Source organism: Commensalibacter sp. W6292M3 (genome assembly GCF_016101315.1).
Classification (GTDB): domain Bacteria; phylum Pseudomonadota; class Alphaproteobacteria; order Acetobacterales; family Acetobacteraceae; genus Commensalibacter; species Commensalibacter melissae.
The window spans coordinates 44,351-61,141 of record NZ_JACFQT010000002.1 but is presented as its reverse complement, the minus strand read 5'-3'; the positions used below and the strand labels follow the sequence as shown (position 1 = coordinate 61,141).

The window sequence follows — 16,791 nt, the reverse complement described above, 5'->3', positions numbered from 1 at the left end:
ATTTGTTAAAGAAAAATTGAAGTGGCTTATAGGTGCACTTGTTATATTAATAGGTAAATTAAACTCTGAATAGTGAGTTTTTAGTAGAAATAATTAAGGGGAAATATTATGGCGATTGCTGATCAAATTGCCAGTGTATTCAGTGGATCGAATGCTGCGTATCTTGCGGAATTATATGCAAAGTGGAGGCAGGACGCTAATAGTGTTGACCCGTCATTTGCACAGATTTTTTCTGCGATGAATGATGATAAGACAGTTGTAATGGATGATGTAAGGGGACCTTCATGGGCCCCTCGCAAACCTGTAAAAATTGAATTGGAGCCCGATGACAAGCCCGCTTTGACGAAAGAGGGAAAAGTAACGGCCAAACAACTTTATCAGGCCGCGAATGACAGTCTGCGAGCCGTAGAGCTTATAAATGCGTATCGAAGCTTTGGTCATTTTAATGCTGTATTGGATCCCTTGTCCATTCATAAGCCTACAGAGTGCAAGGAATTAAATCCTGAAACTTATGGATTTAAAAAAGAGGATTTGGATCGCCCAGTTTTTATGGGAGATGTTACTAAGAATTTCCTTCCAGGTGAAATTCATACTCTTGGTGAAGTCATTCCTGTATTAAGGCGGATTTATTGCAGTTCAATTGCCTGGGAATATACATATCTGCAAAATAGTGAACAACAGCAATGGTTTCGTGAAAAGGTTGAAAGCCAGAAAAACCATGTGCTGAATGCGGATGATAAGAAAACAATCTTACAGGAACTTGCAGAGGCTGTAGGGTTTGAAACTTTTTGTCAAAAACGTTACGTTGGTGTAAAGCGGTTTGGATTGGATGGCGGGGAATCACTTATTCCTGCCTTACGTACCCTTATTCGACATGCAGTAGCAAATTATGATATTCAATCTGTGGCGATGGGCATGGCACATCGTGGACGTTTAAATGTTTTAACCAATATCGTTGGCAAGTCTTTTCCTGCCTTATTTAGTGAATTTGCAGGAAAATCTTATAAATCTGACGATATTCCTGGTGTTGGAGATGTGAAATACCATCTTGGATATCGAAAACAGGTTCAAATGAATGGAAAGGATGTCGATCTTGTCCTGGAATTTAACCCGTCCCATCTTGAGGCGGCTGATCCTGTTGTAGAGGGAAGGGTTCGTGCCATGCAAGATGCTAATGGTCAGAAACATCTGGCTGTTTTAATGCATGGTGATGCTGCCTTTGCCGGACAGGGTGTGGTTTATGAAAATTTTGCCATGTCCAGGCTTCCCGGATATAAAACAAACGGGACAATTCACGTTGTTACAAATAACCAGATTGGATTTACCACATCTACAGAATATGGACATTCTGGATATTATTGTACGGATGTCGCTAAAGTTGCTAAAGCTCCCGTCATTCATGTCAACGGGGATGATCCTGAGGCTGTTGTTTCAGTCATGCGGCTTGCCGTTGATTATCGGGAACGTTTTGCAACAGATATCGTTGTTGACATTGTCTGTTATCGTCGATTTGGACATAATGAAACGGATGAACCGACATTTACCCAGCCAATCATGTATCAGGCTGTTCATAAACATAAGGATATTTATCAGCTTTATGCAGCGAAATTACAAGATGAAGGAGTGATTTCTGCTGTAGAAACGGAAAAATATTGGTCTGATTTCCAGAATTATTTACAAAAATCCTATGAAGAGGCTGATAATTATCATCCCGGAACTCCAGAATGGTTAAAAGGTGACTGGAAAAAAATGCAATGGCGTGGAAAAAATCGTAAAGATTTTTCCACTGCAGTTTCAATTGATGATTTAAAGCGGATTGGTAAAGCGATTAGCTCATACCAAACAGGGTTTAATTGCCATCCGAAATTGGTTCGTCAACTTGAAGCTAAGGCCAAAATGTTTGAAACAGGAAAAGGGTTTGACTGGGCGACTGGTGAAGCCTTGGCCTTTGGTAGCCTTTTATTGGAGGGGCATCCGGTTCGTCTTTCCGGCGAAGACTGTCAACGGGGTACATTCAGTCATCGTAATGCAATGCTGTTTGATCAGAAGACGCAGCAACCTTATATTCCTTTAAATCATATTGCCACTGATCAAGCGAAATTGGACATCTATAATTCATTGCTGTCTGAATTTGCGGTTCTGGGATTTGAATACGGTTATTCTTGTGAAAATGCAAATGCCTTGGTCTTGTGGGAGGCGCAATTCGGTGATTTTGCCAATGGCGCACAGATTATCATTGACCAGTTTGTTTCGGCTGCTGAAAGTAAATGGCTCCAGCAATCGGGGTTGGTGCTTTTATTGCCACATGCCCAGGAAGGACAAGGGGCCGAACATTCATCTGCCCGACTTGAACGTTACTTGCAGCTATGTGCAGAGGAAAATATGCAGGTTTGTAATTTTACAACTCCCGCAAACTATTTTCATGCCTTGCGTCGGCAGTTGAAACGGAATTATCGTCAACCGTTGGTTGTCATGTCCCCGAAATCTTTATTAAGACATCCTCTTGCACAATCAACATTGGCAGAATTTGCGGATAAAACAGAATTTTTACAAGTTATTGATGAAATAGATGCCTCTGTAAATCGTCAAAAAGTCAAACGAGTTGTATTCTGTTCAGGTAAGGTTTATTACGATTTGTTGACAGCTCGTCGTGAAGCCAAGAAAAATGATGTGGCTTTGGTTCGTGTCGAACAATTATATCCATTCCCAATCGATATTGTTAAGAAATTGATACAATCATATTCTGGGGCACAGGAATTTGTATGGTGCCAGGAAGAACCTCAGAACATGGGGGCATGGCAGTTTATTTCTGGTAAGATTGAAGCGATTGTGCAAACGGTTAAAAATAGTCCAATCAAAATTGAATATGCCGGGCGTACGGCTCAGGCAAGTCCTGCGGCAGGATTGATGTCTGTTTATAAGGCAGGTCAGGAACAATTGGTTAAACAAGCCTTGAATTTATAAGAACTATATTGAGAAATAATAAGATTTAATTAGGAAAAACAAATATGTCCATTGAAATTAAAGTACCGCAATTAGGCGAAAGTATCAGTACGGCCACTGTTGCCAGGTGGTTAAAAAAACCTGGTGAGGTTGTGAATATGGATGAAGCGATTGTAGAGCTTGAAACAGATAAGGTAAGTGTAGAGGTTCCTTCGCCTAAAACAGGTGTGATGGGTGCACAGCTGGTACAAGAAGGGCAGGAGGTCAGTGTTGGGACCTTATTGACTGTATTGGAGGATGGGGCTTCGGTTATTGAATCGGCTCAATCCAAAAGTGTGTCTGTACAGGATGCTAAACAGGAAGAACCCTCGGTTTCAGTGGCTGCTGGTAATAAGCCAGCTTCAATGCCGGCTGCCCGTAAAATGATGGAAGAAAAAAATATTACGGTTGATCAGGTGGCTGGTACGGGACGGGGTGGCCGGATTACACGGGATGATGTGGTACAATTTCTGGATCAAAAAGAAAATCCGGCCAAGGCATCTGGTCCTGTTGTACCCCGTCAGGATGATCCTCGTGAAGAGCGTGTCAAAATGACCCGGTTACGTCGTACGGTTGCACGTCGCCTTAAAGAAGCACAGGAAACAGCGGCAATGTTGACGACCTTTAATGAGGTTGACATGTCTGCCGTCATAAATATGCGGACCCTGTATAAGGAAGCCTTCAATAAGAAACATGAAGGTAGCCGTTTGGGATTTATGTCTTTTTTTGTAAAGGCAACTGTATCTGCCCTTCAGGAATATCCTGCAATCAATGCACAAATTGATGGTGAAGATATTATCTATCGTCATTTTGTGAATATGGGAATTGCGGTTGGTGGCCCAAATGGGCTGGTTGTTCCCGTGCTCAAAGATGCGGATCAAATGAGTTTTGCTCAGATTGAGGGGCAGATCATTGATTTTGCAAAACGTGCACGCAGTAATACGCTGAAATTAGCTGACCTTTCAGGGGGTACCTTCTCGATTACAAATGGGGGAATTTACGGTTCTCTGATGTCCACCCCAATTTTAAATATGCCGCAATCAGGAATTCTGGGGATGCACGCGATCAAAGAGCGTCCAGTTGCAGTCAATGGACAGGTTGTTATCCGTCCAATGATGTATCTTGCTCTTTCTTATGACCATCGTATCGTGGATGGTAAGGAAGCGGTCAGTTTCTTGGTTCATATCAAGGAACGTATTGAAAATCCAGAACGCTTGTTGTTGGATGTTTAAGGGGTCGTGTGAAATTTATTATAAAGGATAGGAAAGGTAAAAAACATGACCATAAATATTGTCGTACCTGTTTTGGGGGAAAGTATAACATCTGCTGTTGTTTCAAAATGGTTGAAACAGCCAGGAGATCAAGTTGCTGCGGATGAGGCGATTGTTGAGCTTGAAACGGATAAAGTAAATGTTGAAGTGCCGGCCCCTTCTGCGGGAATTGTCGGCAAACATGTTGTCGAAGCGGGCAGTGAGGTTTCAGTAGGTGCATTATTGGTGACATTGGAACCATTGGGGAAAGGTGAAACAGTCACAAGAAATGATACAAGAGTGTCATCTGTTTCGGGCTCAAATCCTGAACAAAAACCAGTTGACGCTTCCGCGCCAGCAAGTGAATATGATTATGATGTTCTTGTAATTGGTGCGGGACCAGGAGGATATGTTGCCGCCATTCGTGCCGCACAACTGGGCATGAAAGTCGCATGTGTAGAAAAACGGAAAACATTGGGTGGAACATGCTTGAATGTTGGCTGCATCCCTTCAAAAGCTTTACTATATGCTTCCGAGCAATATGAAGCTGCCCGACATCAATTTGAAAAATTGGGGGTTGTTGTTAAGAATGTCTCAGTTGATCTGAAAAAAATGCAGGAGCACAAACAGTCAGTCGTTGAGGCGAATGTTAATGGAATCGAGTTCTTATTCAAAAAGAATAAGGTAACGCGTATTGAGGGCGAGGCAACCATTGTTGCCGCAGGAAAAGTTTCCGTTAATGGGCAAGAGATTAGCGCGCGTTCCATTATCATTGCAACTGGCAGTGAGACGGCAGGATTGCCGGGAATTGAAATTGATGAAAAACAGGTTGTAAGTTCAACAGGAGCCTTGGCTCTTTCTGAAATACCTCGTCATATGGTCGTTATTGGTGGTGGTGTGATCGGGGTTGAACTTGGAAGTGTTTGGAAACGTTTAGGTGCCAGGGTTACTGTGGTTGAATACTTTGATCGGTTGGTGCCTGGTTTTGATCAGGAAATTTCATCTACATTAGCCCGTCTTTTGATCAAGCAAGGTTTTGAACTGAAACTGTCTCATAAAGTTAGTAAAATTGACAAGATGAATGGACAGCTTAAGATCGCAATTGAAGCCGCTCAAGGAGGGAATCAGGAAACTCTTGAGGCAGATGTAGTCTTGATGGCAGTTGGTCGCCGTCCTGTAACTGCAGGTCTGGGACTAGATAAAATTGGTGTGGAATTGGATGAAAGGGGAAGAATTAAAACAGACGCTCAATTCCAAACCAATATTCCGGGTATTTATGCGATTGGAGACGTGATAGCTGGTCCAATGTTGGCGCATAAAGCAGAAGAGGATGGTGTGGCAGCTATAGAATTTATTGCAGGTAAAAAGCCGCATGTTGATTACAACCTTGTTCCAGGTGTTGTTTATACAGAACCTGAGGTTGCCATGGTTGGTAAAACAGAAGAAGTATTGAAAAAAGAAAATGTAGCCTATACGGTTGGCAAATTTCCATTCAGCGCTAATGGTCGTGCCCGTGCAATGGGTAAAACAGACGGTTTTGTAAAAATTCTGGCCGATAAACATACCAACAGAATTTTGGGTGTTCATATGATTGGTCCAAATTGCAGTGAAATGATTGCAGAAGCTGTATTGGCAATGGCTTTTGGTGCTTCTGCCGAAGATATTGCCTTGACTTGTCATGCACATCCTACCTTGTCCGAAGCGGTTAAAGAGGCGGCCTTGGCAACACAGAACCAGGCAATCCATATGTAAACTAAATTATTCTGTTTTTATTTGTAAAATATTATATATAATTAATGAATAATTGTAATATTTTACATAATAAGGAGAGAGGATGAAGCTTTATCGATTAAGGGTTTGCATATTATTGTGCTCTTTAATCTTTATTATGCAGCCTTTTGCTAAAACATCTCTCTCCTCTTTCAATGTTACTGATCAATTGAACTCTTTAAGACGACATTATTATTGTCCAATTGATGATCGTGATTTTTCTCCAATTATATATGACTGTTTTTCAAGTCTGACAGAAAATCAATGTCATATTGATTATACTCAGTTTGAAAATAAATTCTCGATCTTTGGTAATAATCATTTTGTCACTTTATCTCCTTTACCAGTCCTTGCGCCGGAAAAGGCCTATTTAGAGGCCAGAAGGCTTCAGCGTTTATTAAGCAAGAATGTTCCCCGTGCACGAATTTATAGCAATAAACAAAATATGGAATGGATTAGACTGGCTAAAAAAGAAGTTGAAAAATCAGGTATTCTCTTGAAACGGGCGCAGATTTTAGTTGTGGTTGATCGCAATCCCAAGGTTCAAGCTTTATGTTTTGTGCTGGCGTTTCCTCAAGGCACGGATAAATGGATGGCATTTGGGGGAGGACATGTATCTACAGGAAAAAAAGGACGTAAATTATATTATGTCACACCGACAGGTGTATTCATGAATACTACGGAAAGGTTGGGATATCGCGCGTTGGGTACCAAGAATAAATTAGGGATTCGTGGTAACGGAACGAAAGGAATGCGAGTATGGGATTTTGGTTGGCAATGGGCCGAAAAAGGGTGGTTGCCTAATCATGTAAAAGGTCAGATTCGGTTGGAAATGCATGCAACAGATCCTGTATATTTGGAACCAAGACTGGGCAATTCTGCATCTGAAGGATGCGTTCGTATTTCTGCCCATATGAACCGTTTTATAGATCATTATGGTATCATAGATGTTTTATATGAGCAGGCCGCAAAACAGAATAAACGGTTTGAAGCTATTTTATCTAGAAATCGCCAGGTTACACCAATTGCTGGTGACCTGTTGGTTGTTGTTGATTCTTCAGAGAAAATTAAATGATAATTTCAAATAAAGAACTGGTAATTTGGTAAAGGGTTGGTTAACTAATATGGAATCATTTTCAATTTTCGATTTCAAGATAAGGAAAGTCTATGAATATTACTGAAAAAGAAGGCAAGTTATTACAGTCATATTTACAGAAAAAATTAGGAAATAACAATTTGAAGGTTATTTTGCCTAAACGTCAGGGACAGCCTGTTGAATTATGTATTCAAGAGGGAAAAACACTTGAGTCAATTGGAACAGTTTATCGTGATGAGGATGAAGGTGAAATTTCTTATGCGATCTCAATGACAATATTAGAAGAAGATCTTGTATAATCAGAACTAGTCTATTTATTCTGTTGGAAAAGTTGGGCAATAACCTGATCAGGTAAAGATATGTTTGTAATTTTCCAACGCCATCTTTGTAATTTCATTGTCAGGCTTAAGGGTGGCATGTTTTCACCAGGAATTATAATTCTTGCGTGCATTGTAAAAGGCGAAGAAAAATAGATATGGCTCGACATATAAATTTGTAATGCATTCTTCTTATTTTTCAAAGAAGAGGATGATGGCAATGTAGGCGGGGATATATAATCAAGTAAAACATGTAAACTATTGTGATTGATATGATGATCAATAGCATTACTTACCGCTTCAGTCGCAAAAGACGTTCCAAAATCCGGTAATTCATCTAGGTCTTCTTTTGAAGGGCCGTGAAAATCCTGAGTGAGATATTTTTTTAAGTGATCTTGAATAGAATGCCAGTTCAAACTTTTGGTTAGATATTTAGTATCGTGGGTCTGTATCGCCTTAGAAATTGACCATAGGGTCAAATACGGATAGGCAATGTATATCGTACATAATACAATTATAACCATTAACCATTTCATATATAAAAACAGATTTTTTCTATATTTTTTTTGGGATATGTATAAAAAAGTCATATTCTTGTTATTTAACCTGTTTGAATAAGATTTATGGTAATATGTCTCTTGCCTTTTTAAAAGAAGGCATTGATATTATAACATAATTATTATTTTATATTATAGTAACGATTTGATCCCTTGATTTATATTTGAAAGACAAGATAAAATGCAATGCGGTTTTTTAGATCATCTTATTAAAAAAAGCTTAAATTGTTTTTTATACATTTCATTTTTTATATCAATATTTTGTTTAAATATTTTATGTTTTTCCACGACCGCTTTTACTCAGGAAAAAAATCAGCATAAACAGCTTGTTCATAAAAAAAGTATCAGGAAAAAAAGCCCCCCAGTTTCTCACAAGAAAAAAAAGGTTCATATACAGGAAAACTCTCAGACTCAATCTGTGAATAATAATGAGGGGGGGGGCACAGCTGCAGCTGGAACAGCAGTGGGAGTCGCAACCGCTTCAGCGGCCGCAATCCCTGCTGCAAGCAGCATTCCTTCTCAGGAACCAGAAAAGGGTTCTGTAACAGGTTTGCCTATTCCTCATTTTCTTTCTTTACGTGCGGATGTGGTGAACATGCGAGCAGGTCCTGGAACCCGTTATCCTATTATCATGATTTATCACAGACGTCATATGCCAGTAAAAATTCTTAGGGAATTTGATGTCTGGCGTCTTATTGAGGACGTGGATGGACAAAAAGGATGGATCCAGCAGGCTATTTTATCCAGAGAGCGTTTTTTCATTACAACTGGAATGCCGCTCAGTATCATGGATGATAAAGATAAATTACAAGATGAAACAAAAGAGAAATCAGAAGTAAAAAGCACAGACAGCTATATTTCAGAATATGTATCCAAAACACAAAATTCCCAATTATCGGGTCAGGGTGTTATTGTAAGGACTGTTCCACAAGAGTCGGCTGATCCAGTTGCGATTTTGAAACCCGGAGTTGTTGGAAGTATAAAAGAATGCCAACCCAACGCCAGTTGGTGTAAAGTTAAAATTAATACCTATATAGGATGGATACCAAGATCAAATATCTGGGGCTTGCTTCCCCAGGAAATTATCCAACCTCATTAATTTTCTTATTGAATAATGATATATAGGAATAAAGAATTCAAATTTGATACGTTTGAATTCACAATTAAAAATGTAAGGAACTAATATTATGAAAGATAAATCATTAATCTTAAGAGATCGTCGGGCAAAAATTGTATCAACTTTGGGACCTGCTTCCTCAACAAAAGAAATGATCAAGGCTTTATTTTTGGCCGGGGTTGATGTTTTTCGTTTGAATTTTTCCCATGGTACACATGAGGATCATGCAGAACGATATCGTATTATCCGTGAAATCGAAGAGGAAACAGGTAAGGTTATTGGTATTTTGGCCGATATTCAGGGACCTAAACTGCGCGTAGGGAATTTTGTAAATGGTAAGGTTACTCTAAAAAATGGAGCAATTTTTCGTTTAGATTTAGATCCGGCATTAGGTGATGAACATCGTGTCTGTTTACCTCACAAAGAGATTATCCAAAGTGCAAAGCCAGGGGCAAGATTATTGCTTGATGACGGTAAGTTACGTTTAACGGTTCGGAATGTTGGTGCAGATTATTTGGAAACCGAAGTTACCGTCGGCGGTGTTTTATCTGATCATAAAGGTGTGAATGTTCCTGATATGGTTTTGCCCATTCCAGCATTGACAGAAAAAGATCATAAAGATTTACGTTTTGCATTGGATCTGGGTGTTGATTTTATTGGGCTTTCCTTTGTTCAGCGTCCAGAGGATGTTCAGGAAGCCAAGGCTATTTCCAATGGTAGAGCCTGGATTATTACCAAAATGGAAAAACCACAAGCAATTGAAAATCTTGATTCAATTCTTGAAGTTACGGATGGTGTAATGGTTGCCCGTGGTGATCTTGGTGTTGAAATGCCTCCTGAAGAGGTGCCCCTGGTTCAAATTCAGATTATTCGCAAGGCACGCAGTCTTGGTAAACCAGTGATTGTGGCCACTCAGATGTTGGAAAGCATGATTTCATCACCAACACCTACCCGTGCTGAAGCTTCTGATGTTGCAACTGCTGTATTGGAGGGCGCTGATGCGGTCATGTTGTCTGCTGAAAGTGCGGCAGGTCAATATCCGAAAGAAGCAGTTTCCATTATGAACCGTATTATTACACGGGTTGAAAAAGATAAAGAGTGGACAAAATTAATGGAAGCCACGCGTGAACAGCCTCAACGTAATATTGCTGATGCTATTGTTGCTGCTGCCCAGAAAATTTGTGCGACTTTGTCTGCACCCGCTGTTGTTGCCTATACGCATAAGGGAACAACTGCCCTGCGCATGTCGAGAGAACGTCCAAACAGTATGATTTTCAGTCTAACGCCAAGTGTTGAAGTGGCTCGTAGATTGGCATTGGTTTGGGGTATTCATCCATGTACAACAAATGAGGCTTGTATACCTTCTTGTACTGTTGAACATATTGTTGATGAAGCCCGTAAAACGACGCAAGAACACAATATTGTCAAAAAGGGCGACCAAATTGTTGTTGTTGCTGGTGTTCCTTTTGGTCAGACAGGCAGCACGAATTTGATTCGTGTTACGGAAATCAACTAGTATTTTAATAAAAATAAAATAATTCCATTTTTTAATACGGGAATTTCTTTTCTCGTATTTTTTTTATTGTTTCAATTTGATCGGCAAGAAGAGAATATGTTATCGGTTGTCGAATAATAAAATTTTTCTCGTCTGTAAAATTAGATAAATTTACAAAGTTCTTTTCATAACCGGTAATGAAAAGAATTAGTAGATCTGGATAATTGTTGTGAAGTGTTGAAATTATATTTTGATTGTTGAATTGCTGTAATATCCTGGTATCAATAGTGATAAAATCGAAATTTGAGCTATTGTTTAGTAATGTTGTCGCCTCTGGATAAGTTTTAACCATGGTCGCTATATAACCAAGATCTTCAAATGCCTCGCCTAAAAGTGTACGAAGATGGTAATCTTGTGAAATAATTAATGTTTTATAGCATAATTGCCGGGTATCATTTGTGAAAAAATTTTCCACAACCAAAGGGCGTCGATATCGTGGAAGATATAAATCAATAATAGTGCCTTCCATATACCTGGAATGCAGCTTTAAGTATCCGCGTGACTGTCTGGTAAAACCATAAGCCATTGAAAGGCCGAGTCCGGCTCTTTTTCCCAAGGGTTTGGTTGTAAAAAAGGGATCTGTAACACGGTCAATATATTCAGGCTTGATGCCTTTACCATTATCCTTTATACTTATTTTTACGTAGTCATCAGGTTTAATGGAAAGCTGATTGGCAAGAGTATGGTCAATAGATGAATTTTTACTGGATATATTTATTCTTCCTGTCAGGGATTGTATCGCTTCACAAGCATTTGTAAAAATATTGATCAGTGCGGTTTTAAATTGTTCTGGATCGCAAAAAACAGGCCAAATATCTTGACTCAAAGAACAATCAAGAAAAATGGTTTTATCTGAATTCTTATGAAGTATGTTTTGAAAAACATCAGTCAGAATTTGAATGATGTGATTGGGGTTCGTAACGTGCGGAATGAGAGTTTGCCTTCTTGAGAAGGAAAGAAGCTGATTTGTAATGACTGAGGCTTGGGATGCCGCTTGTTGGGCAGCATTGATATAAGTGGGTAATTTTTCCAGTTTTTTTTGTTGAATTCTCAATTCCATTAATTCCAGATTTCCAATTATTCCACCAAGTAGAGTGTTGAAATCATGAGCTATGCCACCGATTAAATGCTCGATTGATTCTGTTTCTGGTTTTTTGTGATCAGTTATATTTGTAATGATTCCAAGGATACCGCTTATTTTATTATGTTCATTATGAACAGGATTAAAGGTAATGGTAATTTTTTGTAAGGGATGAGAGGATGAATTTTTGGCGTGCTGCTGTTGAAATGTGTAACTGAAGGATTCTCCTTGATAAACAAGTTTGATGATTTTATTGAAATTCTTGTTCTGTTCTGGCCAAACCTCCAGTAGAGGACGCCCTAAAAGGGCAGGATGTTTAAAATCAATAAAGGGAATGTAGGCTTCATTATAAAACGTGATATATTTTTCTCCCCAAAAAAGAATCATGGGAAGTGAAGAATTCATTAACAGGGAAATTGTTGTATGTAATGTGGACGGCCAATTTTTTTGTTCTCCCAGCGTTGTGTGTTTCCATTCAAATGTATTCATCAGTTTTTGAATCGATGGGAGTTTTGATGGCAATACGTTCATTTTATGATTATCTTATTTTAGGGTGCTGAGGAAAAAGCCGATAAATTAAAATAAGATATCTTAATGAATAAGACCAATAAAATGATTATGCTTGCTTATTATTGATAAGGGATTTACGAATTTCCCGTCCTTTTTTAATTGTTTTTACAATATAGTCCTCATCTTGCCAGCGAATCGCTTTTGCCATTGCCTGGGCATCTTCGGTAAAGCGAGCCAGCATTTCCAGAATGGCTTCACGGTTATTGAGAAAAATATCCTTCCACATAATTGGATCAGATGCTGCAATCCGTGTAAAATCCCTAAATCCGGACGCCGCGTAATCCAATACCTCGGAACGTGTTTCATCGGCCAGACTATCTGCTGTATTGCAGATAGTAAAGGCAAGTAGATGTGGCAAATGACTTACAATTGCGCAGATTTTATCATGATGTCTTATATCAAGAATGCGCGTATTCGCCCCCATGGCCTGCCAGAATCGCTCGATCTTATAAACGCTTTCTTTTCCGGTTGAGGTGGTGGGCGTTATCAGGCACCAACGATTTTCAAACAGAGATTCAAAACCAGCATCAGGACCGGAAAATTCTGTTCCGGCCATGGGATGTGCTGGAACAAAGGAAATATCAGAAGTTAGATAGGGAGTAATGGCGGCGATGACAGAAGCCTTGGTGGATCCTGTATCGGTAAGAATGGCTCCTTTTTTCATATGTGGAATAATTTGTTTGGCAACTTCTTGCATGGCACCAACAGGTATTGCGAGGATGACGCAATCTGCATTTTTAACTGACTCAACAGGGTCTGAACTGACTTTGTTGGCGATTTTTAATTTCTTAACGCGATGACAAACTTCAGGGTGATTATCAACAGCAACCGTATATTCTGAAATAGTGGGATCTTTTTGAATGCGTCGAAGAATTGAAGAACCGATTAATCCCGGGCCAATGACGGTGATATTTTTAAAAATTGGAATTGATGTAATTTTATTGGTCATAATGTTAATTTGTTTACTTGAAATTATTCAGAAGAGGGATCAACAATTTTTTTTATTTTTTGAATATTTATTCAAATAATGAATTTCAGTAATTTGCCATAATAGAAGGGTTGGCACCCCAATTAAAATATCTCTGGCCCTGCGCAAGAGAGAGAGGCTGAAGGATAAATGGGGATCAATGCCAAATATACTGCCTAAAAGAACGTATGCGCCTTCTTGTATACCAACACTAGCGGGAACAAGAAACCCGATGGAAAGGGCAACACATACAAAAGCCTCGATAATAACGGCCTCCTGAATGTTGATTGAAGCTCCCAGGAATTTATAACAAAGCCATGTTCCAACTGCACCAGCCAACCAGCCTATTAAATGGATAATACAGCTTAACAGAACATTTTTTGGATTCGACCAGATTTGATTGATTGAATTTTGAAAGGAATCTGCATTGGCATTAACTTGATCCTCCCATTGTTGGGCAATATTTTTGCTGAGAAAATTGACAAGTTTTTTAATTAAGGCGCTTCCTTGTCGTTGGGACCAAATAAGGGAAATGCTGCCTATCAACAGAAAAAAAATTCCAATGATGATAAACCATTTAAGATTGAGTTTGGTGCCGGGAACGGTAATATTTTGTAAGGTCTCATGATATTGTCCAATTATCAGGAAGCATATGCCAACAATGATAAAAACAATTTGTCCAAGTGTCTCGGTGGTAATATCAACGATATTCGAGCTGACGGCATGGGCAATTGAAAGATCTTTAGGGTTTTTAATATAACGGTAACCTTTAAAACATACGGCGCGGATACTTAAAAGAATTCCGCCGACTTGTGAAAAAGGTAGACAGGTTGCCGCAGATTCCCGTAAGAAACGGGCCCATATCAAGCGCAGCATGCCTATATCAGGACAGATGACATGCCAGGCATAACTTAGTAAAAGAATGACAATAACCTGCCATGAAGAAAGAATGAGTAATCCTTTTATTCCCACCGAGGAAAAAGATTGAACAATACTGTCCATACCAACCCAGACAGCTCCGCCAATGAGAAGGGTAAGTCCGAGAAAGAACAAAATAATTGAGATTTTTTTCAAAACAAACCGTATGTTATTTTATTAGAAAGTTATTTTATATTATTAAATTATTTGCATACTAGTTAGAAATAGAGCTAATTACAATACACGTTCCTACGTATCTTAGTTATTGATTTGCAAAACTTAAAAAATATAAACATGATGAATGAGGTCGAGATGGTCGCGCCAACGTTTGTGACAGGAGCAACAGGCTTTGTAGGTTCTGCCGTAGCCCGCAATTTAATTGCCCATGGACATCAACTTAAATTATTGGTTCGGGCGAATAGTAATCGTCAAAATGTGCAGGGATTAGAGGCTGAATTGGTCGAGGGGGATCTGGCTAATCCCAAAAGTTTTGCCGATGCGTTGCAAGGGTGTCGATATCTTTTTCATGTGGCAGCTGATTACCGGTTATGGGTACCGGATCCAAACAGAATGATGCATATTAATGTCGAAGGCACACGTCAGTTGATGCTGGCCGCAATGGAAGCCGGCATTGAAAAAATTGTTTACTGTTCTTCTGTGGCAGCCCTTGGATTGGTTGGGGACGGCAGTGTTGCTGATGAAACAACACCTGTTCATCATATAATTGGTGCTTATAAACAGTCCAAATATCAGGCTGAACAGGCTGTGTTGGAGCTTGTAAAAAACAAAAAATTGCCGGCGGTGATTGTTAATCCCTCTACCCCCATTGGTCCTGGCGATATAAAACCCACTCCTACGGGAAAAATGATTTTGGACTGTGCCTCTGGAAAAATGCCCGCTTATGTTGATACAGGCTTGAATATTGTGCATGTTGATGATGTTGCCAATGGGCATCGGTTGGCTTTGGAAAAAGGATGTATTGGTGAAAAATATATTTTAGGTGGTGAAAATATGTTATTACGGGAACTCTTTTCAATTGTCGCTGAAATTGCTGGTGTAAAACCTCCCTTAATAAGACTTAATCAGAAGGTTTTGTGGCCGGTAGCTGTTATTTCAGAGTGGTTGGCTCGTACATTCAATATAGAGCCACGGGTTACGCGTGAAATGCTGATGATGTCTTATAAAAAAATGTTTTTCTCTCCTGCCAAGGCAGAAAGGGAACTCGGTTATACATTCAGGCCTGCAAAAGAGGCCTTGAAAGATTCCCTGTTATGGTTTTGGAAGCAAGGATATCTTAAACAATAAAATAATTTAAAGACTTGAAATTTAAGATGAATATAAATGGTGCAATATTATGTTAGTATTGGCAGGTGTTTCTTTTGCAATCTGGATAGGATTGATTTTTTTTCATGGTCGTTTTTGGAGTAGGGGACCGATTTTATATCCTCTATCCCGGGAAGAGCAAAAGAAGCAGGATTGTTGGCCAGAATTGCATGTTATTGTCCCAGCGCGTGATGAGGCGGAAACAATCGAGAACGTCATTTTATCCTTGTTAAATCAGGATTATGCTGGACGGTATGATGTTACATTGGTTAATGATGGAAGTACTGATGGAACCGGAACACTGGTCAGGAAACTGAGGGAGACCTTGTCGGAAGATCAACGTGAAAAACTACAAATTGTTGATGCATCTTTTCGTCCCGATGGATGGAGTGGTAAATTGTGGGCCTTGTCACAAGGAATAACAAAAGTTACCCAACAGAGGTCAATGAAAAATTCTTTTTTCTTTTTTACTGATGCCGATATTTTTCATGAACCGACTCATCTTTCCTCTTTGGTAAATAAGGCTTTACGAGATAATTTGAATTTAGTATCCGAAATGGTAAAGCTTCGTTGTGAAAGTTTTTTTGAAAAAGCCTTGATTCCTGCCTTTATTTTTTTCTTTTGTATGCTTTATCCCTTTTCAAGGGTGAATAAAGCTTCGAGCACTGTTGCGGCAGGGGCAGGCGGAACAGTTTTGATTCGAAAAGAGGCCTTGGATCGGATTGGTGGTATTGCAGCGTTAAAAGATGCATTGATTGATGATGTAACCTTGGCGTCTTTGGTTAAAAGAAATTGCGGAAAAATTTATCTGGGACATAGTTCTCAAGCTGTTTCATTAAGGCCTTATGAATCTGTTGAATCCATTTGGAACATGATTGCACGTTCTGCTTATGTTCAGTTGAATTATTCATTGGTTTGGTTAATAGTAACCATTATCTTGATGACGCTGATTTGGTTCACGCCTTTTATACAGGTTGCTTTTTCCCAGGGGCGTGTGCAGCAACTGGCATTTATCACCTATATGATGTCAATTTTGTCATTTGTTCCGACCTTATCTCGTTTTCAAATTTCCTATTTATGGATTTTGGTTTTACCATTTATTGCTTTGTTCTATTTGTTTGCGACAATTGGTTCAGCAATTAATTATTACCGGGGGAAGGGAATGGTCTGGAAAGGCAGGGCTTATACAGACAATTCCGGTACAGCTCATGAACAGGAAACCGGTATGGGTTTAGGAGATCTGGTTTCAGTACGGAATGGGCACAAAAATGCAAAACAGAAGGATTAA

Annotated in this window: 13 protein-coding genes; 9 read left to right on the top strand and 4 right to left on the bottom strand. The window is 39.4% G+C overall.

Features of this window, described 5'->3' with window-relative positions:
• The first annotated feature begins 108 nt into the window (after window positions 1–108).
• From H3T57_RS05840 to H3T57_RS05820, 5 genes are all read left to right on the top strand, one after another.
• A complete protein-coding gene (locus tag H3T57_RS05840) occupies window positions 109–2,964 on the top strand; it encodes a 2-oxoglutarate dehydrogenase E1 component (protein WP_198193530.1) in 2,856 nt (951 codons plus the stop codon).
• Between the two features lie 44 nt (window positions 2,965–3,008).
• Entirely contained in the window at window positions 3,009–4,214 is a 1,206-nt protein-coding gene (gene odhB / locus H3T57_RS05835; RefSeq protein WP_155567373.1) for a 2-oxoglutarate dehydrogenase complex dihydrolipoyllysine-residue succinyltransferase, read from the top strand.
• 45 nt (window positions 4,215–4,259) lie between these two features.
• Window positions 4,260–5,984 carry a dihydrolipoyl dehydrogenase gene (lpdA, locus tag H3T57_RS05830; protein WP_155566019.1) on the top strand — a complete coding sequence of 575 codons (1,725 nt, stop codon included), beginning with the start codon at window positions 4,260–4,262 and terminating at the stop codon, window positions 5,982–5,984.
• A gap of 82 nt (window positions 5,985–6,066) precedes the next feature.
• Window positions 6,067–7,077, top strand: coding sequence for a L,D-transpeptidase (locus tag H3T57_RS05825; RefSeq protein ID WP_198193529.1), 1,011 nt, complete (start codon window positions 6,067–6,069; stop codon window positions 7,075–7,077).
• 92 nt (window positions 7,078–7,169) lie between these two features.
• Window positions 7,170–7,397, top strand: coding sequence for a DUF3126 family protein (locus H3T57_RS05820; RefSeq protein WP_198193528.1), 228 nt, complete (start codon window positions 7,170–7,172; stop codon window positions 7,395–7,397).
• Between the two features lie 11 nt (window positions 7,398–7,408).
• Here H3T57_RS05820 and H3T57_RS05815 read toward each other — a convergent pair whose 3' ends face one another.
• Window positions 7,409–7,939, bottom strand: a complete 531-nt coding sequence (locus tag H3T57_RS05815) for a DUF2939 domain-containing protein (protein WP_198193527.1) — start codon at window positions 7,937–7,939, stop codon at window positions 7,409–7,411.
• A gap of 451 nt (window positions 7,940–8,390) precedes the next feature.
• Between H3T57_RS05815 and H3T57_RS05810 the strand changes: the two genes are divergently transcribed.
• A complete protein-coding gene (locus tag H3T57_RS05810) occupies window positions 8,391–9,071 on the top strand; it encodes an SH3 domain-containing protein (RefSeq protein ID WP_198193526.1) in 681 nt (226 codons plus the stop codon).
• Between the two features lie 88 nt (window positions 9,072–9,159).
• The gene (pyk, locus tag H3T57_RS05805) at window positions 9,160–10,605 is read left to right on the top strand and encodes a pyruvate kinase (RefSeq protein WP_198193525.1); all 1,446 of its coding nucleotides are present in this window, start codon (window positions 9,160–9,162) and stop codon (window positions 10,603–10,605) included.
• Between the two features lie 31 nt (window positions 10,606–10,636).
• On the opposite strand, the gene H3T57_RS05800 is transcribed toward pyk, so the two are convergent.
• From H3T57_RS05800 to H3T57_RS05790, 3 genes are all read right to left on the bottom strand, one after another.
• Window positions 10,637–12,256, bottom strand: a complete 1,620-nt coding sequence (locus H3T57_RS05800) for an ATP-binding protein (RefSeq protein ID WP_198193524.1) — start codon at window positions 12,254–12,256, stop codon at window positions 10,637–10,639.
• Between the two features lie 85 nt (window positions 12,257–12,341).
• Window positions 12,342–13,244 (bottom strand): prephenate dehydrogenase/arogenate dehydrogenase family protein, encoded by a 903-nt coding sequence (locus H3T57_RS05795; protein WP_155566012.1) that lies wholly within the window; start codon window positions 13,242–13,244, stop codon window positions 12,342–12,344.
• Window positions 13,245–13,283: 39 nt separating this feature from the next.
• On the bottom strand, window positions 13,284–14,336 hold the full coding sequence (locus tag H3T57_RS05790) for a lysylphosphatidylglycerol synthase domain-containing protein (protein ID WP_158523884.1): 1,053 nt from the start codon (window positions 14,334–14,336) through the stop codon (window positions 13,284–13,286).
• A 156-nt stretch (window positions 14,337–14,492) separates the two neighbouring features.
• On the opposite strand from H3T57_RS05790, the gene hpnA reads away from it, so the two are divergent.
• Window positions 14,493–15,485 carry a hopanoid-associated sugar epimerase gene (gene hpnA, locus H3T57_RS05785; RefSeq protein WP_198193673.1) on the top strand — a complete coding sequence of 331 codons (993 nt, stop codon included), beginning with the start codon at window positions 14,493–14,495 and terminating at the stop codon, window positions 15,483–15,485.
• A gap of 49 nt (window positions 15,486–15,534) precedes the next feature.
• Window positions 15,535–16,791 (top strand): glycosyltransferase, encoded by a 1,257-nt coding sequence (locus H3T57_RS05780; RefSeq protein WP_232349773.1) that lies wholly within the window; start codon window positions 15,535–15,537, stop codon window positions 16,789–16,791.

Coding starts and splice junctions, on each gene's coding strand:
- H3T57_RS05840 (WP_198193530.1), top strand. CDS start 109: ATGGCGATTGCTGATCAAATTGCCAGTGTATTCAGTGGATCGAATGCT.
- odhB (WP_155567373.1), top strand. CDS start 3,009: ATGTCCATTGAAATTAAAGTACCGCAATTAGGCGAAAGTATCAGTACG.
- lpdA (WP_155566019.1), top strand. CDS start 4,260: ATGACCATAAATATTGTCGTACCTGTTTTGGGGGAAAGTATAACATCT.
- H3T57_RS05825 (WP_198193529.1), top strand. CDS start 6,067: ATGAAGCTTTATCGATTAAGGGTTTGCATATTATTGTGCTCTTTAATC.
- H3T57_RS05820 (WP_198193528.1), top strand. CDS start 7,170: ATGAATATTACTGAAAAAGAAGGCAAGTTATTACAGTCATATTTACAG.
- H3T57_RS05815 (WP_198193527.1), bottom strand. CDS start 7,939: ATGGTTATAATTGTATTATGTACGATATACATTGCCTATCCGTATTTG.
- pyk (WP_198193525.1), top strand. CDS start 9,160: ATGAAAGATAAATCATTAATCTTAAGAGATCGTCGGGCAAAAATTGTA.
- H3T57_RS05800 (WP_198193524.1), bottom strand. CDS start 12,256: ATGAACGTATTGCCATCAAAACTCCCATCGATTCAAAAACTGATGAAT.
- H3T57_RS05795 (WP_155566012.1), bottom strand. CDS start 13,244: ATGACCAATAAAATTACATCAATTCCAATTTTTAAAAATATCACCGTC.
- hpnA (WP_198193673.1), top strand. CDS start 14,493: ATGGTCGCGCCAACGTTTGTGACAGGAGCAACAGGCTTTGTAGGTTCT.
- H3T57_RS05780 (WP_232349773.1), top strand. CDS start 15,535: ATGTTAGTATTGGCAGGTGTTTCTTTTGCAATCTGGATAGGATTGATT.